20 protein-coding genes are annotated in these 21,481 nt (G+C 51.9%); 2 read left to right on the forward strand and 18 right to left on the reverse strand.

Annotated elements, in window-relative coordinates; translation table 11 throughout:
- Positions 1–169: 169 nt before the first annotated feature.
- From KIS77_09660 to fahA, 5 genes are all read right to left on the reverse strand, one after another.
- A complete protein-coding gene (locus KIS77_09660) occupies positions 170–2,455 on the reverse strand; it encodes a UvrD-helicase domain-containing protein (GenBank protein ID MCW5922600.1) in 2,286 nt (761 codons plus the stop codon).
- A gap of 6 nt (positions 2,456–2,461) precedes the next feature.
- Entirely contained in the window at positions 2,462–3,292 is an 831-nt protein-coding gene (locus tag KIS77_09665) for a hypothetical protein (GenBank protein MCW5922601.1), read from the reverse strand.
- Between the two features lie 680 nt (positions 3,293–3,972).
- Positions 3,973–4,638 (reverse strand): HAD family phosphatase, encoded by a 666-nt coding sequence (locus KIS77_09670; protein ID MCW5922602.1) that lies wholly within the window; start codon positions 4,636–4,638, stop codon positions 3,973–3,975.
- 55 nt (positions 4,639–4,693) lie between these two features.
- The gene (locus KIS77_09675) at positions 4,694–5,794 is read right to left on the reverse strand and encodes a T9SS type A sorting domain-containing protein (GenBank protein MCW5922603.1); all 1,101 of its coding nucleotides are present in this window, start codon (positions 5,792–5,794) and stop codon (positions 4,694–4,696) included.
- A 101-nt stretch (positions 5,795–5,895) separates the two neighbouring features.
- Positions 5,896–7,146 carry a fumarylacetoacetase gene (fahA, locus tag KIS77_09680; GenBank protein ID MCW5922604.1) on the reverse strand — a complete coding sequence of 417 codons (1,251 nt, stop codon included), beginning with the start codon at positions 7,144–7,146 and terminating at the stop codon, positions 5,896–5,898.
- Positions 7,147–7,263: 117 nt separating this feature from the next.
- On the opposite strand from fahA, the gene KIS77_09685 reads away from it, so the two are divergent.
- Positions 7,264–8,031, forward strand: a complete 768-nt coding sequence (locus KIS77_09685; protein ID MCW5922605.1) for a DUF1275 domain-containing protein — start codon at positions 7,264–7,266, stop codon at positions 8,029–8,031.
- A gap of 15 nt (positions 8,032–8,046) precedes the next feature.
- Here the strand turns inward: KIS77_09685 and KIS77_09690 are convergent, their stop codons facing one another.
- The 5 genes from KIS77_09690 to KIS77_09710 all read right to left on the reverse strand — a co-directional run bounded on the left by KIS77_09690 (position 8,047) and on the right by KIS77_09710 (position 12,985).
- Positions 8,047–8,517 carry a GNAT family N-acetyltransferase gene (locus KIS77_09690; protein MCW5922606.1) on the reverse strand — a complete coding sequence of 157 codons (471 nt, stop codon included), beginning with the start codon at positions 8,515–8,517 and terminating at the stop codon, positions 8,047–8,049.
- A 197-nt stretch (positions 8,518–8,714) separates the two neighbouring features.
- Positions 8,715–9,428 (reverse strand): C40 family peptidase, encoded by a 714-nt coding sequence (locus KIS77_09695; GenBank protein ID MCW5922607.1) that lies wholly within the window; start codon positions 9,426–9,428, stop codon positions 8,715–8,717.
- A gap of 250 nt (positions 9,429–9,678) precedes the next feature.
- Positions 9,679–10,470 (reverse strand): amidohydrolase, encoded by a 792-nt coding sequence (locus KIS77_09700; protein MCW5922608.1) that lies wholly within the window; start codon positions 10,468–10,470, stop codon positions 9,679–9,681.
- Between the two features lie 385 nt (positions 10,471–10,855).
- Entirely contained in the window at positions 10,856–11,872 is a 1,017-nt protein-coding gene (locus KIS77_09705; GenBank protein MCW5922609.1) for a phytanoyl-CoA dioxygenase family protein, read from the reverse strand.
- A 66-nt stretch (positions 11,873–11,938) separates the two neighbouring features.
- Positions 11,939–12,985, reverse strand: a complete 1,047-nt coding sequence (locus KIS77_09710) for a M28 family peptidase (GenBank protein MCW5922610.1) — start codon at positions 12,983–12,985, stop codon at positions 11,939–11,941.
- 167 nt (positions 12,986–13,152) lie between these two features.
- On the opposite strand from KIS77_09710, the gene KIS77_09715 reads away from it, so the two are divergent.
- Positions 13,153–13,716: a fasciclin domain-containing protein gene (locus KIS77_09715; GenBank protein ID MCW5922611.1), complete on the forward strand. Its 564-nt coding sequence runs from the start codon at positions 13,153–13,155 to the stop codon at positions 13,714–13,716.
- Positions 13,717–14,018: 302 nt separating this feature from the next.
- Here KIS77_09715 and KIS77_09720 read toward each other — a convergent pair whose 3' ends face one another.
- The 8 genes from KIS77_09720 to KIS77_09755 all read right to left on the reverse strand — a co-directional run bounded on the left by KIS77_09720 (position 14,019) and on the right by KIS77_09755 (position 21,430).
- Positions 14,019–14,714 (reverse strand): bifunctional phosphoribosyl-AMP cyclohydrolase/phosphoribosyl-ATP diphosphatase HisIE, encoded by a 696-nt coding sequence (locus tag KIS77_09720; protein ID MCW5922612.1) that lies wholly within the window; start codon positions 14,712–14,714, stop codon positions 14,019–14,021.
- Positions 14,689–15,450, reverse strand: coding sequence for an imidazole glycerol phosphate synthase subunit HisF (gene hisF / locus KIS77_09725; GenBank protein MCW5922613.1), 762 nt, complete (start codon positions 15,448–15,450; stop codon positions 14,689–14,691). Before hisF ends, KIS77_09720 begins: the two co-directional genes overlap by 26 nt.
- 55 nt (positions 15,451–15,505) lie before the next feature.
- Entirely contained in the window at positions 15,506–16,228 is a 723-nt protein-coding gene (locus KIS77_09730) for a 1-(5-phosphoribosyl)-5-[(5-phosphoribosylamino)methylideneamino] imidazole-4-carboxamide isomerase (protein MCW5922614.1), read from the reverse strand.
- 38 nt (positions 16,229–16,266) lie between these two features.
- Positions 16,267–16,866 (reverse strand): imidazole glycerol phosphate synthase subunit HisH, encoded by a 600-nt coding sequence (gene hisH, locus KIS77_09735; GenBank protein ID MCW5922615.1) that lies wholly within the window; start codon positions 16,864–16,866, stop codon positions 16,267–16,269.
- Positions 16,867–16,976: 110 nt separating this feature from the next.
- Positions 16,977–18,140: a bifunctional histidinol-phosphatase/imidazoleglycerol-phosphate dehydratase HisB gene (hisB, locus tag KIS77_09740; GenBank protein MCW5922616.1), complete on the reverse strand. Its 1,164-nt coding sequence runs from the start codon at positions 18,138–18,140 to the stop codon at positions 16,977–16,979.
- A gap of 2 nt (positions 18,141–18,142) precedes the next feature.
- Complete coding sequence (hisC, locus tag KIS77_09745) at positions 18,143–19,240, reverse strand: histidinol-phosphate transaminase (GenBank protein ID MCW5922617.1); 1,098 nt, start codon at positions 19,238–19,240, stop codon at positions 18,143–18,145.
- 2 nt (positions 19,241–19,242) lie between these two features.
- Positions 19,243–20,559: a histidinol dehydrogenase gene (gene hisD / locus KIS77_09750; GenBank protein ID MCW5922618.1), complete on the reverse strand. Its 1,317-nt coding sequence runs from the start codon at positions 20,557–20,559 to the stop codon at positions 19,243–19,245.
- 16 nt (positions 20,560–20,575) lie between these two features.
- Positions 20,576–21,430 carry an ATP phosphoribosyltransferase gene (locus KIS77_09755; protein MCW5922619.1) on the reverse strand — a complete coding sequence of 285 codons (855 nt, stop codon included), beginning with the start codon at positions 21,428–21,430 and terminating at the stop codon, positions 20,576–20,578.
- Positions 21,431–21,481 lie beyond the last annotated feature (51 nt).

Here is a 21,481-nt window from a genome sequence, read left to right on the forward strand (position 1 = left end):
TTTTTAATACATTTTGTTTTTGTATTTTCAATGTTGTTTATATTGTTTTTATTTTTTGTTTTATTTTAGTTTGGGAGAACGGTGGCACTCACGCTGTGCCGCCCTGCGTTGGCTTTGCGGGTTGGGTTTGGGCGGCATAGGCGTTGAGTGCTTTGTTCCATGCATTATTTTATTCAACCTTTAGGAGTTCATTTTCAATTGCTGATTCAAGTAATTTACTATCCCCCCTGCTTTTTTCTCCCATTATTATGAGGGCATATTTTGCACGAGTTATCGCTACATACATTCTGTTATGCCAAGCATAATTTAAAAAATGAGACGATTCCGTGTAATTATCAGTCGACATAGGAGGAACTCTTCCTTTATCTACACCCACGATTATCACTCCGTCAAATTCTAATCCACCTACATAGTCTATTCCGGCTATTAAAAAGCGGTTGCTTCTAATTGCAGATTTAACAGTTTCTAAATCGCCTCTGCTTTTTAGTAATTCAACTGGTTTGTTTATTTGCCTTGTATATTGTTCCAACTTATTTAATAATAATTCAGTTGTGGAAATTATTAAAATTTTGGAATTTTGCGTCTCCAACTCTTTTTTCATTTTTTCTGCTTCGAGCAACGCCTCCTTAATTAAAACATCATCATTCTCCTTCAAAATATAACGAGGTGATTTTGACTTCTTCTCTTCTTTTTCGGTAAAATTAAATGACGCTTTTTCCAATGGGTTTTCAAAGTTGGTGAATAGGGTTGCACCTGATGATAGAATAGTGAATGCCAAGTTTACAATCTCAGGTGAACTCCTAAAAATTGTATTTAATCTTTGAGATGCATTTGCCTCCAAATTTTCAAATCCCAAAGCATCAAAAAGCACATCATCAACAAGTCCCCTGTCTCCAACCGCTTGTGATTTATCAATAGTAAAAACAATATTTTGCTTATACGATTCTTTGTTTAAATAGTGAAAAATCGAAAGTTCGTTTAAATTAAACAAATGCGTTTCGTCAACAAATGTGGCGGTAAAGCCTTCTTTCTCTCTACGTCGTCTCCATATTGGCGTATTAAGTTGCCCCAGAGAAGAAATAATTATATCATCGCTATCGAATTGATTAGTAAGTTTTAGCATTTCCTGATAATATTGATATATCAAAAAAAGGAAACTCAAATCGCCTTCTTTTGTGCATGGTATTGAATATTTTAGACGAGGTAAGTTTAGATATTTTTCTTTATCTTCATTTGCCCTTCCTTTTATTGTTACGGCAACTTCGTGTTGAATCATCTCCAATAATTCTTCTCTGTCAGTATTTTCAAAGAAATGGAGAAAATTTTCTGAACAAAATAATTTAAATGAAGAGTAATCATTAGCAAGTGCCCTTGATACTGCTTCATCAAGGTACATCTTCTGAAGAGTTTTTGAATCTTGGGCATCTCTGTCTAAATACTCTGTGCTTCCGATATTAGCACCTAAAAATGTTATACACCATTCTTGTAAAGTAGTAATCGTAACACTAACAGATGAATGGCTTTTATCTAAAAATAAGTCAATTTCTTCAAAATTTGACCGAAATATGTCAAGTATTTGATTTCTTGTAGAAATTGAATGGGTTATGAATAGTATATGATAGACTCCGCCCGATTCATAATTCTCTTTAATCAAGTTGATACACCGAAGTATCATCGTCAGGGTTTTACCTGTCCCGGCTGCCCCCTCAAGTCTTTCGGGTCCAGAAACAGGTTTAAAAATAAATTCTTTTTGATTATTAGTTAAATAATGTTGCCAGTTAGAAAAGCCAATATTTGAAATTATTGATAAATCATTTTGTGGTTCTAATTGAGTAAGTTTTAGAGCATGAATTTTCTCAGCATTTGCAGTTTCTGTCTTAAATAATTCAGATGAATATCTACAAATATTAATTGCCTCTTCCGCTGCTTTATGTAAAATAGTATATGATGGTTTTTGGATATTTTCTGCGCCTCCATCTGCAAAGACTAATAAATATTGCTTTAGCCTTTTTGCAAACCATTCTGAATCAGCATCTCTATCTACTGTAATTCTGTAAACATCTTTCGTCGCTACCCAAGGAAATGGATATACAAGGCTAAAACTTGTACCCGGTAGATGCCTCTCACATGTTGTAGGAGGTAATTTTTCAAAATAACGAATTGCAAACTTTAGTGTTTTCTGGAAAATTGTTATCAATTGGTCGTTCTTTGCAGATTCGAACCCTTTGAATGTGGTCAAATCAAACACAATCCCTTTTTTTATATCTGGTTGAGTTGTAAAAAAGAATCCACCCTTCTCGGCCTTTGAGAAAATAATATTAAATCTTTTCCAAGTCCCCAACTCTCCTTTTAAGATTTTGCAGATATCTAAACTTTCGTTGAAGTCTGAACTTTGCAATTGATGAACCGATGTGAGTTCCTTAATCGCATCATAAGATATAAAAAGAAAATTCATGTTATTTCAAATTAAGTTTACAGCCTTGTTATGGAATTGTGATTCTAGGTCTTCTGGATGGTTTTCAACGCCAATTCTGCCAAAATTCCAAAAAAACTGCTGAATCAAATGCTCAATATGAGGAGATTTAAGCGTCGCAGTAGAATAGACAAATTCATCACCTTCTGGTTTTCGGGCAATATCGTTATTGCTGAAATCACTTTCAGAAATCTCATATTGATACACACCACGAGATACCTTATTTGCTAATGAATAAGTCAGTTTTCTTATTTCTCGCAATAAAACCACATAGTATTCTGAATTGGTTTCCCAACTTTCTAAAAGGTAAAACTCTTTTATTTTATTTTCTTTTAGTTCCTTAAAAACACTTTTAGATACTTTGTTGTAGGATTCAATCAATCGCTTGATTTCTAAATTGTCAATTTCGTGAAATTTTTTTGACATTTCTTCTAAATCAGACAATAATTTGCTGAATTTATCTAAATCGTCTTTTTTATTGATTTGGTCTTTAAGCGTCTCTCGAAGTTGACTTGGGCTAAATGATTTTATCAATGTACGGCTCAATTTGTATCTTTCAAGAATTGAGTAAAGTTTACCAATTACTTCATTCTTGGCTCTGCTGGAAAATATCAACCAGAAATCGACGGCAATCCAATCATCAAGTTTAATGACAGGCAGGTAATGAACCGTTGAGACCTTATTATTGTCTATGTCGCAACGAGGGGTGATTATTATCCCAAAGACTGAAACACCATTGTAGTTTTCAGCAATGCAACTATTGATAATAGTTCCTTGCTCGATACTTCCGATTACCTTGGTGTTATAAATTTCTCTCACGGATTATTTTATGTTATATTTTTTACATTTTTAATTGCATGGAACTCTTGTTTTCCGCCACCTCCAATTGACGGTTAAACTCGCTTTGTCGCCCTGCTGGTTGCGACAAAACAACCGATAGGGGTGGACTGCCGCAACTGGCGCATTTCCGAAGGCTGCTCGCTGTGACAAGCCCAACCAAGTAAATGTCGCACTCCCGACTTTGCCCACGCTCTATGGGAGGTTCCGGGGGCGCGAATGTTTTAAATGGTCGAGGTGATAGCCATGTGATTATGTCCATACAAACATAAGGGTGGCATTTTGAACCGCATGGTACGCTGGCGATTTTCTCCCTTCTCTTCAAATAAGCCACCGGACTTTGGGTTTTTCCGAATGCGATTGGCGAGCTAAAACCTCCGAGTGCTTGATGCTCAGACACTTATTGAAGCAGTCTCATAAAGAGGGTACGCTACGAGGACAAAAGCCGAGTGCGCTCGACCGTAGAAGTCTTCGTGGAGCGAACGGTTGCGCCTACCGGCGGATGACAAAAAGAGTGCCAACGAGCAACTGTGCAAGGATATGCCGCGGTGTGAGAAAGAAATTTGAATCGGGATGAGAAGGATGAGGGAAGAGTCACTAGGCGCGGCAAAAACATTTCTCATCTTTTGAAAATCAAGGGCGCCCTACTTTACCTTCCAGCCTCACAGCACCCCAAACCGCTCGAAAAGCCGCGCCAATGCCCGCGCATCCGCCGCGATAAAATCGGCGCCGCACTCAAGCAGCCGCTCGTCGTGACCGTCGTGAATATGCGCCGCGCCGAGAAAACCCACCACTCGAAGCCCGGCCTGTTTGGCAGCCACCACACCTGTGGGGCTGTCCTCCACCACAAGGAGGTCGGCGGGCTGAAGTCGCAGGGTTTCCAACGCGAAATGGTACACATCGGGGTGAGGTTTGGGGCGTTCCACGTGTTCCGCGGAGAAGATATGCCCATCGAGGGCCGCACGCAACCGCACCCGGCGCAGGCATCGCTCCACATGACGCACGCTGCCGTTGGAGACCATGCTTTTGGGAGTTTTCAATTTTTTAAAAAGGGAGGGCATGCCCGCTATGGCCCGCAGCTCCGTGTCGAATGCGGCAATGTGCAGGGCGCGTAGTTGGTCAAAATAATCATCGGGCACCCGGATGCCGTATTCCTCACTGACAATCGCCACAATGTCGCGTTCCAAGAGGCCAGGGAAACGGCGGCTATATTCCTGCTCGCTTATGTGGAGACCATAAGTGCGGAGCAAACTCAAAGAGGTACGCACGGCGATGATTTCCGAATCCACTATGGTGCCGTCATTGTCGAAGAGAACGTGTTTGAGCATGGGAGTTGAGCGTATTGAGGGGTTGGAACGACAGCACAAAACAAGAGAGGAAAGGCTATTGTTTCTGAAACTTCCGTGCAAAAGAGTCGCGTCCGGCGATGACTTGCAAAGTGTAGAAACCAGCAGAGAGTGTCGTCAAGTCGAAATCGGGCAGGAGCTGATGCGAGGCAAACACGCCGCGTTGGACGAGCCGGCCCGATTGGTCAAACATAGCCCAAACAGCATCTTCCGACAAAGGTTTGTCCAACTGCAAGGCTAGCCGGTCGGCGGCGGGAGAGGGGAAGAGGTGGATGGAGGCAGGTTGCTCATACGATACGGTGACCACTTTGCTGTGAGTAAACCGACCATCAAAATCAACTTGGCGAAGACGATAATAGTTGATGCCGGGCAAGGGCGTTTCATCGGTGAATGTGTATGATTGAGGTTCGTAGGTGGTGCCTGCCCCTCTTTTTCGACCTATTTCCGCAAACCGTTGGCCATCGGCGCTGCGCTCCACAGAGAAAAAGTCGCTAGAGGTTTCGGTAGCGGTTTGCCAGATGAGGCGGGTGGTGTTTTGCTCCCTGTAGCCTGCAAACCTTATCAACTCCACCGGAAGCACCGAACCCGCAGTAACTTTAAAATCATCTATACGGTAGTTGCCAGCAAAATTGTCGCAAGGCACATTCCCAACGGCCGTGACATAAGTCCACCGGAAGCTAAGGCTGGCTTGGTTTTCCGCGTCTTCTGGCAAGGTGGCCGAAGTAAACAGTGCCCAAGTAGTACCAGCGTTAGCGGAGTTATAAGCTATTGTGTTCCAAGATGAGCCGTCGCTGCTCCATTCAAGTGCAACAGCTGGTGTGAATGCGTTGGTCCGCCGGTGGCCGAAGCTAACAGTCAGCGTTCCATAGCCCACACTCGAAATCCCATCCACTTGAAAACTCCGTTCCTCGCCATTAGGGTTGCAATTGCGCGACAACAAGTTGTTGCCACCAGATGCCCCCGAGTAACCTGATGAAGGTGTGGCGCTGTTGGTAAAAATTTGGTCAGTAGTAGCCGACCAATCACCGGGCAGGTCAGGGACCGAAACACCATTAAAAGTCTGGGTATAAAGAACAGTCTGTGCCGCAATTTGAAATGAAAGGCCAAATAGGGCGATGATTGGTAGCAATTTTTTCATGAGGGCGTAGTGTTTGAACTAATTGGGCAAATATAGAATCCACTCGCCCATCCTTTTCCCATTTCCATCTTTACTTTTTTGTAAACAAAGCCGCGCACCGCTCAATCCAAAGCCTTCAGCACTGTTCCGCTCACCTCGCCGAACCCAACGCGAAGGCCGCCCTTGGCAGCCCAGCCCCGCATCGTCACCGTGTCGCCATCCGACAGGAAAGTGCGCGTGGTGCCGTCGTTCAGCCGAATTGGCTCTTTGCCGCCCCATGAGAGCTCAAGCATGGAGCCGTAGGTGCCCGATTGAGGCCCGCTAATCGTGCCGGAAGCCATCAGGTCGCCCACACACACGTTGCAGCCATTCACGGTGTGGTGCGCCAGTTGTTGCGCCATGGACCAGTAAAGGTATTTGGAGTTGGAGCGTGCCACGATGGTTTCCGTGCCAGCGCCTTCGCCCCTGATGCCTACTTCCAGCGCAATGTCGAAGTTGTGCCCACCTTTGGAGCCGTGTTGCAGATAAGGGAGCGGCGCAGGCTGTTGCTTTGGGCCTTTCACGCGAAAGGGTTTGAGGGCTTCGAGTGGCACTATCCATGGGGAGATGGAGGAGCCAAAATTTTTACCCAAAAAAGGGCCAAGCGGCACATACTCCCAGCGCTGTATGTCGCGGGCGCTCCAATCGTTGAACAACACCAAGCCAAAAATATGCTCATCCGCCTTGTCCACCGCTATCGGTGTTCCCAGAGAGCTGTCCTTCCCGATAACAAACGCCATTTCAAGTTCAAAATCGAGCTGCCGCGAAGGACTGAACACGGGCGTTTCTTGGTCTTTGGGCAGAATCTGCCCCCACGGGCGGCGAATAGGCGTGCCGCTCACCACCACCGACGACGCCCTGCCGTGATAGCCCACCGGAATCCAGCGCCAGTTGGGCAGCAGCGGGTTGTCGGGACGAAACATCTTGCCCACATTGGTGGCATGCTCGATGCTGCTGTAAAAATCCGTGTAATTGCCCACGCGAACCGGGAGCAACATGGTCGCTTTTCGGTGCTCCACCAACAGGCGGGTGGCATTTTCAGGTGCGGCGGCTTGCGTGAGCCACGTCAACACTTTTTGGCGAACGCGGTTGGTGACGGGCTTGCCGAGCGCGATGAACTCGTTGAGCGTGTTTTGTTCAAATATTTTTTTAAAAAAACGGCGCTTGCCGAACAATCCGGCCTCCGCAGCAGTTGCCAAATCAACGATATGCTCGCCGATAGCGATGCCCGCGCGGGCTTTCCCGTCGCCCGTGTGAAACACGCCATAAGGCAAGTTGTGAAGCGAAAAATCAGAATCAGGAGAAATTGGGAGCCACGAAGTAAGAGTGCGCATGGATTTTAGTGCGTTATGGTTAAATTTGCGAATCGCGGCAAAAGTCGCAAATTCTCGTCGGAGCAGCCTCATCAATCGTCCTTCGTCAGCTCCGCCTCACTTGCAAGTAATCATTTTATGAGAAATCGCTGGTACGAATATCTCTATCCTCCCACGTTGGTAAGTATGTTGCCCCGACCGAGCGAGCGGGTGCGGCGGCGTTCTTTCCGCATCAAAATGCTCTATGCGTTTATCTATCCCTTTAGCTCCGGCATCGTCATCTACGCTGGCCTGATGACCTTCTCGGTGGTAGTGACGAACGTGACGGGGCTGCTGCCCCAAATCGCCGAAGACTTGTACGAGGGCAAGCTCAACACCGCAGGGTCTATCTTTTTGTGGTTGTTCGCGTTTTTTCTGGGAGGCTTCTTCGCAGGCTGGTGCGTGGAGCGCGAAAAACTGCTCAAATGGCGCTATCTTCATTTGCTGCCGCTCATGGTGGTGGCCAGCATTTTCATCTATGTTGGCTCGGCAGCCGATGACTCAGCCGCCCTGAACCCCGTGGCTTTTCCGGGCATGATTCTTTTTTCCATCGGCATCCAAAACGCGATGGTCAGCCTCACCACCTCCTCGCTCATCAAAGCGAGCCAGATGACGGGGGTCGTGAACGAATTGGGGGTTGACATTGCGGAGATATTTCATTCGGAGGGCGAAAAAAGGCGGCTCATCCAGCGCGAGGCCCTGCTGCGCGTCATCGTCATGGTCAGTTTTTTGGCGGGCGCCATGTTTAGCGTGGGCGTGTTCCCGCGCCTGCACACTGAGGTGTTTTTTGTGCCGGCTGGCATCATCATCGGGGTCATGATACACGACCTGTGGCGCTTCAAGCCCAAGAGCGACGAGGATAAGTGACCCCAAAACCGTGACCTATCGGTGAGCATCCGACGAGGCATGAAATATCTTCCCGTTCCACCAACCCGTCTCGATGATGGCTCCGTTTTTCCTGTAAAAAGCCAGCGCAGGCTCGTTCCAATCCAACACCTGCCACTTGACCAACCGACATCCTCTGCGGCGGCCTTCTTCCACGAAAGCGTCGAACAGCATCTGCCCGATGCCATAGCGCCGATGCGATTCGGTCACGACAAAATCGTCGAGATAGAGCATTTTCCCCTTCCAAGAGGAATAGGCCATGAAGAACAAGGTCATGCCGACCACTTGGCCATCCATCTCGGCGACATGACTCTCAAACAAGCCGTTCCTAAAATCCTCCGTGTACTCGTCCACAGTGGTGAACACTGCCTCAGGCTCTTTTTCATACACCGCCAATTCGTACATCAAGGCGTGGATAGCAGGCAAGTCGGCTTCGGTGGCGGGGCGGATGCGAATGTTGTTAGGCATGGTTGAGTTGTTTGAGTTGCTTGAGGGCTTGTCCGGCCAAGCGGAGCGGAGGGGGCGACGAAAAAAGGGCCGCCCCGCAACGCGGAGCGCCCTTTTTCCTCAAAGAACGTTTTGTTTGGATGTGGTGGCCTCGAATGCCACCCCGATGCTCCCCTCGCACAGAGTTTTAGGCATGGTAGCCTATTGAAGTTGGTGAATTAGTTTGTACGATACGCCATTTTGAACTGGACCTGCGCATCCAGCGAGGCCAGCATTGGCAACGGGCTTACCTCTCGGCACGCTTGTTCAAACTCCTCGGCGCACTCCGGGGTCATTTCATCAAATGCCGCAAGCAGCACAGGCGAAATGCCGATTTCATCCAGCAAGTGTTTGTCCAGTGCCTGCCGCGTAATCACGTCGCGGGCAAACATGATTTTGGGGCGCCAATAACCGGATGTGGAGATGTTCTCCACCACGATACCCCTTGAAGAAGTGCTGTGCACACAGATGATGCCCTCGGCGGTGCGCTCCACCACCAAGGCAACGTGCGTGACGCGCCCCCGGCGGCCAAAAAACACCAAGTCGCCGGGCTGCACCGCATCGAGGCTGACTTCCTCGCCCTCCTTGGCTTGTGCCGAGGATGCGGGCGACACGGTGATGCCAAACTCGCGCAAGGCAAAACTCGTGAAGCCAGAGCAGTCGAAGCCCGATGCCGAAGCGCCACCGCCGTGTTTGTATCGGATGCCGGTGAAATTTTGAGCGTAGCCAGCAATGTAAGTGCGCAACTGGAGCATGCGCTCGCCTGCGTCGGGGCGTGGCACTCCGGGAGTGTTGTTGGCAAAAGCCGAACTGGTGAAAAAAATGAAGAGGGAAGCGAGTAAGAATGCAAAAGGTCTATTGGGGCAACAACTGGAAGGAATTGAGTCTGACATAAATTATGTCGTTTTGGTTCGACGATGGGCCTTTTGCCATCGCTCGCCCCGCCACAGGCGAAAAGTTGGTTTTAGTGATGTTTTTTGCGGGTGTACAGTGGTTCAAGCGGCTTTTGCGCATGGCGGAAATGTTAACCGGAAGGACTTGAAAAAGAACCATTGCATGGAGTAAAATCCACAAAAGCCGGGGCAAAGGTAGAAACGCTTTTCAGAAAACCATGCTTTTGAAACAAAATATGGAAAAAAGTTACTAACGAAAGTGGAAAACATCGCCATCCTGCAAAAAGGGCAATTGCAAACGGTATTGGCGCAAATTTTCCAACGATAGTTCGGCAGTAAGGAGCGCCTCTTGCCCATTTTGCTCAAAAATAATTGCTCCCGAATAATCAATAAGCGCCGAATCCCCCGCGTAATCCAGCCCATTGCCGTCGGTGCCCACAATGTTTGCCCCCGCGACGTAGGCTTGATTTTCAATCGCCCGCGCCATCAAAAGCGAGCGCCAATGGTGTGCGCGGCGGGCAGGCCAGTTGGCCACATAAAGCAGCAAATCGTAGAGCGGCTCCATTCTGCCCGCAAACGAACCGGGCGCGTTGCGGCTCCAAACAGGGAAACGCAAATCATAACAAATCAAGGGGCAGATGCGCCACCCGCGCCACTCCAGCGTCAACCTTTTTTTGCCGCCAGTGAAATAATTCGGTTCGCCCGCCAGCGAAAACAAGTGCTTTTTGTCGTAAAAATCGAGCGCCCCACCCGGACGCATGAAGACGAGGCGATTGAAAAACCGGCCACCGTCCTCGCAAATAAAACTGCCCGCGACGGCGGCACCCAATTCGTCGGCAGTTTGGCGGAGCCATTGCATCGTCGGCCCGTCCATTGGCTCCGCGAGCGCGGCGGCATTCATGGAAAATCCGGTCGTGAACATTTCGGGCAGCAGCACAAGGTCGGTTTGTCCGCGCAAGGGGGCGAGTTGTTGAGCAAAATTTTCTCTATTGGCAACAGGATTCTCCCAAACAAGCGTGGGTTGTAGGATGGTTAGGCGCATAACGCCGCGAAAATATGGTTTTTTATACCTCGCGCTGCTAGGTTTTGTGCATGGTCCAAACCGAAAACACGTTTACTAAGTACCCGGACAGATTTATTTCACACAACGACACGGCGACACTGCGATTTTATTTTTCTGATAATCAATTCTTTGTGCCGTTGTGTCGTCGTGTGAAATGCTTGAATAATTTTGTCTCAGTACTTCAACTTTGAAAGTTTAGTAACCGTCGCCAACCGAATGCACAAAACCTGACGGCGCGAGGCATATTTGGATGAGTACTCGAAGCAGCGCATTGAGAATGTGTCGTGTCGCCCCCACCACCTGAATATCTCGCGGCGACAGCGGTGGGAAATTTTCCCAGCCGCTCCGCTTGGATGGGCAAGCCTCAGACCCCGTGCCTCGGCATGAGGGCGGGTCGTTGCGACAGTTCGTGGTAGCAAACCACCCCCTCCGCAAAGTAGTGACACACCATGCTGCGGCGGGTCGCGCCGGGCTTTTTGATGGGGTTGCCCCCGTGGAGCAAGTTGGCGTGCCATATTAGCACATCGCCACGTTGGGCGAGAAACAGTTGTTTTTGAAGCCCCATTTCCTGCACGACTTGCGCTATTTTGTCTTCATAGCGGCGGTTGCTATGTTCGCCGATGAGCAGCGCCGTGTTGCCCGAATCATAGTCGCCCGTCGTGATGTAGGGCAGCCGATGACTGCCGGGGTAGTAGAAAAGCGGGCCGTTGTCCTCCGTGCAGTCCTCGAGTGCCACCCACGCCGCGATAAGATAGCCGGGTGGCTGAGTGGTCATGTGAATAGAGTCCGAATGTGCGCGTTGTTCGCTGCCGAGCGTAAAATTGAGCGATTGGAACGGCACTACTTCTTTCCCCAACAAGAAAGAGAGCATCTGCGTCAGCTCCGGGCGACGAAAAAACCGCTCGTCGGCCAGGCGGCTGGTTTCCCAAAGATTGAAAATTTTGCGCCCTGTGAAGTTGAATTCGGCCTTACCCGTTTTCAGCAAAGTATCCACTTCCTCGTTGAGCGCGTCCGTGTCTTCCTGTGGGAAAAAACGCTCCAGCACCGTGTAGCCCTCCGTCACGAATTGCCTGACTTTGCCTTTCGTCCGCTCGTTCATTTTCAGAAATTCCACATTTTGCTCCAAACGCTCCAAAGCGTCGGGATGGTCGAGCCACGGAAGGTCGGCGGCTTGTTTTCCGGCAAAATCGCGGCTGCCGATGGGGCTGAATATGCTTTTGCGCACGCCGTATTGCCGATAAAGTATGCGATTGTGCCGCAGACGGTGGGCGTTCAACACATTGTTGAGCACATACAGAGGCTTCAGGTTGCGCAAAAAACCCGTGTATTTTTGAAAAAAACGTTGGAGGGAAAAATTGGCCATAAGTTCTATCTCGCTCAATTCGCCGGGCGATTTTGATTCGCCCGACCGGTGTGCAACTTTTAGCAGTGAGGCATAGACACGCACTCACAACACCCCGCCTGCGGTGCGATAGAGCACAGTCGTCACCACTTCGCCCACGATGCGGAGCGTATTTTTGTCAATAGCATCCATATTGTCGTCGTGCGTGTGCCAATGCGGCACAAAACCCGTCTTGGTGCCTCCGGGCCTGCTGATGATATCTATCATCGGTATGCGGGCGTTCATCACGACGAAATAATGGTCGTCGGTGACGGCATTACCCGCCTCCGGCACAAACACGTTGGAGTAGCCCAGCGCCGCCGCGGTGCTCCACACCTTTTCCACAATGGTTGGCGCGGCCTGCATGGAGATGGCCTCCTTCTGAAACTTTGGGTTGGCACCGCCCACCATGTCGAGCAGGATGCCGTAGAGGGGCATATAGCCGGGTTTGTGCAGGTTTTTTGACCAATGCTGCGCGCCGAGGCACCACGTCTTGCTGTTGTCTTTGCCGTCGTCCGAATCATCGCCTTGGTCTTCCAAATCGAACAGCACAAAATCTACCCCGATATCCACCGGCTGTTGGGCAAGCAACCGGGCCATTTCGAGCAACACCCCCACCCCGCTGCCACCGTCGTCGGCGCCCAAGATGGGCTTGTTCCTATCCTTGGTGTCTTGGTCAGCCTGAAAACGGCTGTCCCAATGCGCCGCGAACAAGACCCGGCGGGGGTTTTCAGGTTTGTATTGGCCAATGATATTGACCCCATCAAACGTTCCGCCTTTGAAATGTGGGGCTTGAAATTTTTGCTCTATCACCTCCAACCCGTGCCGCTTGAACTCGCTCGCCAACCACGCGGCACACTTGCGATGTGCTTCCGAATTGGGCACGCGCGGGCCAAAATCAACTTGTTTTTTCACAAAATGATAAGCCGAGTCGGCATTGAAAGTCGGCACCGAAATGGGCGGAGCGGCAGGCTGCGGCGTTTGCGTCGCGGTGGATTTTGCGGGAGGCGTACCGTCCGATTTGCAGCGCGGCAGCGACAACACCAAATAGGAACCCGCGAACAAGGCGAGCAGCGCAAGGGCTAATTTGGAGCGAATGTTTTTTGATGACATAACGTGCGAATTTAGCCGCAAAGAACGCCCAAACAGACGACTTCTTTTGGAAGCGACAGAAAAATTCATGGCCGCAAAAACCGAATCGCGCACAACCCTCGTAAGTGCCGATACAGATTTCGAGACAAATTTTTTCACAACAAACACTTTTCAAACACAGCACAACAATGATAGCATTGCTCAAAAATGCCAGCCTCGCGCTCGCACTCGTCCTCACCACCCTTGCCCTGAACGCACAAAAGACCGACAACACCGTGATGGTGGGCGGCGAAGCCATGTTCCCGAAAAAAAATATCGTGGAAAACGCGAGCAATTCCAAAGCCCACACCACGCTCGTGGCAGCCGTGCAAGCCGCCGGGCTGGTGGAAACGCTACAAGGCGCGGGGCCTTTCACGGTATTTGCCCCTGTCAATGATGCCTTCGAGAACCTACCAGCCGGCACGGTGGAAACCCTCCTCAAACCAGAAAACAAGGCTACGCTGACCAAAGTGCTGACCTACCATGTGGTAGCAGGCAGGTTTGATTTCGATGCCATTGCTCAAAAACTCAAAAAGGGTGAAAACTCGCTGAAAACCGTCAGTGGCGGCACACTCACGTTCATGATGAATGGCCCGCGCAACATCGTGTTGAAGGATGAAAACGGCAACACGGCCAATATCTCGACCTACGACGTGTACCAGTCCAACGGCGTGATTCATTCGGTGGACGCGGTGCTGTTGCCCAAAATGTGACCCGACCCGGAATGTGAAAACAAGTGAGTGAGGGGGGGGCCGCAGGGCAAACGCATCAAAATACAACCGACCTCGGAGAGGTCAAATGTTGGTAGAGATGGTGTGTTTTTGTGATAATTATCACGACCTCGGAGAGGTCAAATGTCTATCGCAGCAAACAGGTCACCAACATTCGACCCCGCTGGGGTCGTAAACACCGCGAAAATGGGGCGTTTCTACCAACATTTGACCTCTCCGAGGTTTGTGCCATTTTGATGCGTTTGCCCTGAGGGGGGGGGGCCGGAAGGCTCCCTCTTTTTTTTCTACCCCGATTCGCCAAGATTTGTCGGATGTCCCTGACCGATAACGGCAGATTCAACCTTCAAATGCCTCCCTTTCAAAACACCTTCCACTTCCTCCAAGCGCATTTGTTTGGCCGCGAGCAGCACCAGCAAATGATAGAGCAAGTCTGCGGCCTCGTTGAGCAACCGCTCGCGGTTGTCGCCCATTGCCTCGATGACCGTCTCGACGGCCTCCTCTCCCACTTTTTGCGCTATTTTGGGAATGCCCTCGGCCAGCAGCCGCGCCGTGTAGGACATTTCCGGCGAAGCTTTTCCCCGCTCGTGTATGATGTTTTCCAATTCCAGCAAAAAAGAAACGGCTCGATTCTGTTCGCCCCAGCAAGTGTCGGCCCCTGTGTGGCACACCGGCCCGGCAGGGAACGCTTTTATCAAAATAGCGTCTTGGTCGCAATCGAGGCGCACATCGTGGAGGCGCAAGTGATGTCCCGAAGTTTCGCCCTTGGTCCACAACCGCTGCTTGGAGCGGCTGAAGAAAGTGACAAGTCCCGTCGCCTGCGTGTGAGCGAGTGCCGCCTCATCCATGTATCCCAGCATGAGCACCACCCCCGTTCGCGCATCCTGCACCACAGCAGGCACAAGCCCATCATGCATTTTGGCGAAATCGGGTGATAGGGTTTGAGGTGTCGCCGCATCAGGGCTGTCTAACGGATATTCCATGCGTTTTCAGGTAAAGTTTTAGTTCCGGTATTGGTATTGTGCCAAAATGAAACACGCTGGCGGCCAGCGCGGCATCTGCTTTTCCTTCGTTGAAAACATCGAGGAAATGATGCTTTTTTCCTGCTCCGCCGGAAGCGACGACGGGAATGGCAACGGCCTGCGAAACCGCGCTCGTGAGCTCGAGCGCAAAGCCGCTTTGGGTGCCATCATGTTGCATGGAAGTCAGCAGGATTTCCCCGGCGCCGCGTCGAGCGACTTCCTGCGCCCATTCGAGTGCATGGCGCTCGGTGGCGATGCGGCCACCGTTCAGATAGACGTGCCAAGTACCATCATCGTGGGGGCGAGCATCTATGGCGACCACGACACATTGGCTGCCGAAGGCTTGGGCCAATTCATTGATTAAATCGGGTCGGCGCACGGCAGCGGAATTGATGCTCACCTTGTCGGCCCCTGCTTGCAGCAATCGTCCGACCTGCTCCACCGAGCCAATGCCGCCGCCGACGGTGAACGGGATGTCGAGCACTTGGGCAATGCGTCGCACTAGGTCAACAAAAGTGGTGCGCCCCTCCTGCGTGGCAGCGATGTCGAGAAAAACAAGCTCATCCGCGCCCTGACGGCTGTAAGCAGCGGCCAGTTCCACGGGGTCGCCTGCTTGGCGCAGCTGCTCAAACTGGATGCCTTTCACGGTTTGCCCATCTTTGATGTCGAGGCAGGGGATGATGCGTTTTGCGAGCATGAATGGATGTCGCCAATTTTTAGGCTCGTTGGGTTTCGTTGGCCTCTCGTCAAGGCTACACTTTTGAAAACACGCGGAAGTACTGAAGCGGTATTTTCCCCTCAAAAAATGCCTTGCCGACAATGGCGCCGCTACACCCCAGCGCCGTAAGCGCCTCCAAATCGGACACGTCGCTGATGCCGCCACTGGCCACCAAGTGAATATCGGGGAACTTGCCCAGAATATCCTGGTAAAGGTCGAGTGCCGGGCCGGAGAGCTCGCCATCGCGGGCGATGTCGGTCACGGATATTTGGCTGATGCCGAGGCTGCGCATTTTCCGAATGAAATCGAATAGCGAGACCTCCGTTTGCTCGCGCCAGCCATGCACCGCGATTTGGCGGTCGCGCACATCGGCACCCACGAGGAAGCGCTCGGGACCAAATTTTTCGACCCATGCACTGAATTCGTCTTGTGCCAACACCGCCACGCTTCCCACGGAGAAAAGCATCGCTCCGGCATCCCATACTTGTTTGAGCGAGGGAATGGAGCGCAAGCCGCCGCCGTAGTCAATTTGCAGGCGGGTGCGAGCCGCCACGTCGGCGAGAATGTGCAGGTTGGCAGGCCGCCCGCTGCGGGCACCGTCCAAATCCACCATGTGGAGGCGCCGGATGCCTGCGGCTTCGAGTTCGAGCGCCAGTTCGAGGGGGCTGGCCGAGTATTCGGTTTTTTGGTCAAAATCGCCTTGACGAAGCCGGACGAGTTTGCCGTCCAGCAGGTCGAATGAAGGAATGATTTCCATGTAAAAAAAATTTGCTGCCCGAGGCAGTTTGTTTGTTGCTACCCTTTGATTTTCAAAAAATTGCTCAGGATTTTATGCCCCACCGCGCCCGATTTTTCGGGGTGAAACTGCACGGCGTGAAAATTGTCGCGCTGCAAAGCGGCGCTGAACCTCGTGCCATATTCCGCTCTTGCCGTTGCCGCCGGGTTTTCTTCGGCGTAATAGCTGTGGACAAAATACACAAAACTGTTTTCTTCCAAGCCGTCAAACAGAGCGCCGCGAAGATGGGACAAATTATTCCAACCGATGTGGGGGACTTTAAGGGGGGGGTGGGCGGCTGCTCCGTTGAAGCGCCGAACGTGCGCGTCGAAGATACCGATACAGGTGGTGTCGTTCTCCTCCGAGTGGCGACAAAAAAGTTGCAAGCCCAAGCATATACCCAACACCGGCTGTTGCAGCGAGCGCAGCAGCACGTCCAATCCACGTTCGCGCAGGTAGCGCATGGCCGACGATGCCTCGCCCACGCCCGGGAAAATGACCCGAGCGGCACCGCGCAGCAATTTTGGGTCGTCGGTCCATATTGCTTTTTCGCCCAACCTTTCGAGTGCGAACAGGACGGACTGCACGTTCCCGGCGTTGTATTTTACAATAGCTGTCATGTTTGTTTCGCGATGTGGAGGGTGGAAGCTGGAAGGTAGAAGGTTGCGAGACTTTTTTTAAAAGTTGAACATGGTTTCGATAGTGATGAAATCAGCTCTCCGCCAAGTCTTCACAAAACGCCTTTCGTGGTGGGCAGTTCGGGGTTGTGGGGGTCGCGCTTGGCGCTTGTTTTCAAGGCTCTGGCAAATGTTTTGAAAATCGCTTCGATTTTGTGATGCTCGTTTTGGCCTTCGCAGCGGATGTGGAGATTGCAACGGGCGGCATCGGAAAAGGACTTGAAAAAATGCGGAAACATTTCCGTGGGCACATCGCCGATTTTTTCGCGGCGAAACGCGGCATCCCACACCAACCAGGGGCGCCCCCCAAAGTCAATAGCGACCTGCGCCAGCGCGTCGTCCATCGGTAGGCCATACCTTTCGATGCCCCTTTTGTCGCCAAGCGCCAAAGCTACCGCTTCGCCCAGCGTAAGGGCCGTGTCCTCTATGGTGTGATGCTCGTCAATGTGGAGGTCGCCTTTGGCCTCGATGGTCAAGTCCATGCCGCCGTGTCGCGCCAATTGGTCGAGCAAGTGGTCGAAAAAGCCAAGTCCGGTGTGGATGTTGCTTTGCCCTGTGCCGTCGAGGTTTAGTTCGACGGTGATGTTCGTCTCGCGGGTGGTGCGTTGGTGGCGCACACGGCGAGGCGGCAGTTTCAAGAATTGATAAATCTCCTCCCAGTGTTCTGCCACCAATGCGGCCTCCAAGTCCTGATTTTCGGGATTATACTCAATGCCACGTGCGTGCCGCAACACTGCTCCCGGTACCGCCTCTGCCGCTATGCCCGAGGCGTTTTTCAAAAAAATCGCTTTCGTCCCGAGGTTCTTGGCCAGCTGCACGTCGGTCAGGCGGTCGCCGACTACGTAAGAGTTTGGCAAATCAACCTCCCCGTTCAGGTATTGGAGCAGCATGGCAATGCCGGGTTTGCGCGTGGGCAGGTTTTCGTGCGGGAAGCTGCGGTCAATGTGTACTGCCCGGAATCGAACACCCTCGTTTTCAAGCGTTTTCAACATTTTTTCGTGAGCGGGCCAGAAGGTGTGTTCGGGAAAAGTATCCGTGCCAAGCCCGTCTTGGTTTGTTACCATGACGAGCACATAGTCCAATTCGCGGACGATGCGAGCCAACGCAAAAATGACTCCCGGCACGAATTCGAGTTTTTCCAGCGAATCCACTTGTTGGTCGGGCTGCGGCTCCACGATGAGGGTTCCGTCGCGGTCAATAAAAAGTATTTTTTGCATGGTCACAAAGGTGTGTATTTGTCGAGGGTGTGCAGTAAACGTGTGTTCTCATCGGGTGCTCCGACGGTGATGCGCAGGCAATTTTCGCAATGCAGCTCTTTGCTGCGGTTGCGCACCACGATGCCGTTTTCCACCAGAAACCGATAGGCCGCGTCCGCATCCGCCATCCGCACCAACAAAAAATTGGCATCGCTCGGAAAGACCTGTCTCACGCAAGCCAACTTGGGCAGCTCTTTTTCCAAGCGAGCGCGTTCGGCAAGCAATGCGCCGACATTTCTCTTCACGATGGCCTCGTTTTTTATGGCTTCTTCAGCCAATCGGATGTTGGCCGTGCTCAAGTTGTAGGGGTACTTTATCTTGTTCAAAACAGTGATGATGAGCGGATGGGCGAAGGCCATGCCGACTCGCGCGCCTGCCATGCCCCATGCTTTGGAGAACGTTTGCAACACCACGAGATTCGGGAAGCGAGGCAAGTGCGACACCCACGAGGGCATCGTCGAAAAATCCATGTACGCCTCGTCAATCACAACTAGGCCGGGAAAATCCCGAAGCATTTCCAAGATGAATATTTCGGGCAGACAATTGCCGGTAGGGTTGTTGGGCGAACAGAGGAACAACAATTTGCTCGCCTCGTTCGTCGCTGCCTTCACGGCTTGTGCGTCGGGCAAAAAGCCGGGGCGCAGCGGCGCTTGCCGTTGTTCCGTGCCGTGAATGTCGGCTTGCACCGCATACATCCCATAAGTGGGTGGCATCAATATCACGTTGTCGCGTCCGGGTTCGCAAAAAGCCCGAAGCAGCAAATCAATGGCCTCGTCAGAGCCGTTGCCCAAAAAAATTTGGCTTGGCGCGATGCCTTTCAGTGTACCGATGGCGGCTTTGAGAAGCATCTGTTGCGAAGTGGGGTAGCGACTGTAATCGTCGCTTGATGGGCTGCCGAGGCTGTTTTCATTGGCATCGAGAAAAAGGGAGGTGGAGGGTGGAGGGTGGAGAGTCGAGGACATGGAGCTGTCTTTGAACTCGTCTCTTGCCGACGAGTACGGCTTCAACCCACGGATGTTGGGTCGCAGCAAAGCATTTATTTTTTCTTCAAAGTTGCTCATTGTCAGATGTTTGAAACGGGTGGCTGGCTTGATGATTCCGTTGTTGACAGTCTCATTTCCACAGCCCGTGCGTGGGCATCCAAGCCCTCGGCCCGCGCCATTTCGACAATCGTGGGGGCCAACGCGCGCAGACCGTTGGGAGAAATATGCTGAAAAGTGATTTTTTTCAAAAAACCATCGAGCGAAACGCCTGAATATGACCGTGCCCAGCCCTCGGTCGGCAGGGTGTGGTTGGTGCCAGATGCGTAATCGCCCGCGCTTTCGGGTGTGAACGCGCCGAGAAAAACCGACCCCGCGTTCACGACCTTTTCTGCCCATTGCGCGGCATCTGCGACCTGCAAAATCAGGTGTTCGGGTGCGTATTGGTTGGCAATGCGCATGGCTTCCTGCAAGTCGCTCACCAGAATGGCGCAACTGTTGGCCAACGATTTTTCGGCAAAATCACGACGCGGCAAATCCGCCAATTGTGTTCTCAGCGCCACTTCCACTTGCTCCAACAACTCCCCCGATGTGGCAATCAACAACACCTGACTGTCGGCACCGTGTTCTGCTTGGCTCAGCAGGTCCGCCGCAACGAAAGCGGGATGGGCCGTCGAATCGGCCACCACGCAAACTTCGGAAGGACCCGCAGGCATATCAATGGCCACTCCTTCAAGGCTCACAAGCTGCTTGGCTGCCGTGACCCACGGATTGCCGGGGCCAAAAATTTTCCACACGGCTGGCACCCCGGCTACCCCATAGGCCATCGCGCCGATGGCTTGCACACCGCCGAGTTTGAACACCCGGTGTATGCCACACTGCCGAGCCGCGAACAATACTGTCGGATGCACCGAACCATCAGGGCGAGGCGGGGTGCAGAGCACTATTTCCGCGCAGCCTGCCAGCTGGGCTGGCACGCCGAGCATCAGCACCGTGGAAAACAACGGCGCGGTGCCGCCGGGAACGTAAAGACCGACCTTCTCAATCGGCACACCCTTGCGCCAGCAGACGATGCCGGGCATCGTCTCGATGCGTCGGACTTCCTCTTTTTGCGCTTCGTGAAAGGTCTTTATGTTGGCGTGTGCCTGTCGAATAGCGGCTTTCAAAGCGGGGGGTACCTGTTGTTCGGCGGCTTTGTGTTCTGCCGCGGCGACCTCAAACGTTTCGGCGGCAAAACCATCGAATTGTCGGGAAAAACGCCGCACCGCCGCTTCGCCTTCACTGCGAATGGCATCCAGCATGGCGGCTACCTTGCTTCGGCGTTCGGCAGCTTGCCCATCAAGTGGGCGGGTGAGGGCTGCCGCAAGTTGAATCTGAGATGGATTGGCTAATACTTTCATGTTTTTCATCGCTGCGTCAGACAATCATTCTTTCTATGGGCACTACCAAGATGCCCTCAGCCCCAGCGGCCTTGAGCTGCTCCAACACGTCCCAGAAAACGGCTTCCGGCACCACGCTGTGCAGACTGCTCCAACCCTCCACCGCAAGCGGCAACACGGTCGGGCTTTTCATGCCGGGTATGATGCGGGCGATTTCGTGCAGGCGGTCGTTGGGCGCGTTCATCAGGATGTATCGGTGGTTTTTGGCGTTGCGGTTGGCGTGGAGACGAAACAGCAGGCGAGCGAGTATTTCCTGCTTGGGCGTTTCGAGGGCAAAGCTGGCGACGAGCAAGGCTTCGGATTCGAGCACGGTCTCCACCTCACGAAGGCCATTGGCCAACAGCGTGCTGCCCGTGCTCACGATGTCGAAAATGGCATCGGCCAAGCCAAGCGACGGCGCGATTTCGACGGCGCCGCTGATTTCGTGGATGTCGGCGCGGATGTTGTTTTTTTCCAAAAAGGCAGCAAGCACCCGGCCATAAGTGGTGGCGATGCGCAGGTTTTGGAGGCTTTGCACGCCGTCGTAGGCTGTGCTTTTGGGCATGGCAAGACTGAGGCGGCATTTCCCGAATCCCAACCGCTCGACGGTGCGCACGTTTTTTTGTTTTTCCAAAACCACGTTCTCGCCGACGATTCCCGCATCCACCACCCCTTCCTCGACATATTCCGGGATGTCGTCGTCGCGCAGGAAAATGATTTCCAGCGGAAAATTGTCGGCTTGCGCTCGCAGCAAGCGACCGGGGTTGCTGCCAAAAGAAATGCCCGCGTCGTGCAGCAGGGCGACGGAGTCCTCGAATAAGCGACCGGATTTTTGAATGGCAATACGAAGCATAATGTTGGGTTGTTGGCAAAAACAAACCCGGCTTGCCGAGTACACGACAAG

Source organism: Saprospiraceae bacterium, from assembly GCA_026129545.1.
GTDB lineage: Bacteria > Bacteroidota > Bacteroidia > Chitinophagales > Saprospiraceae > M3007.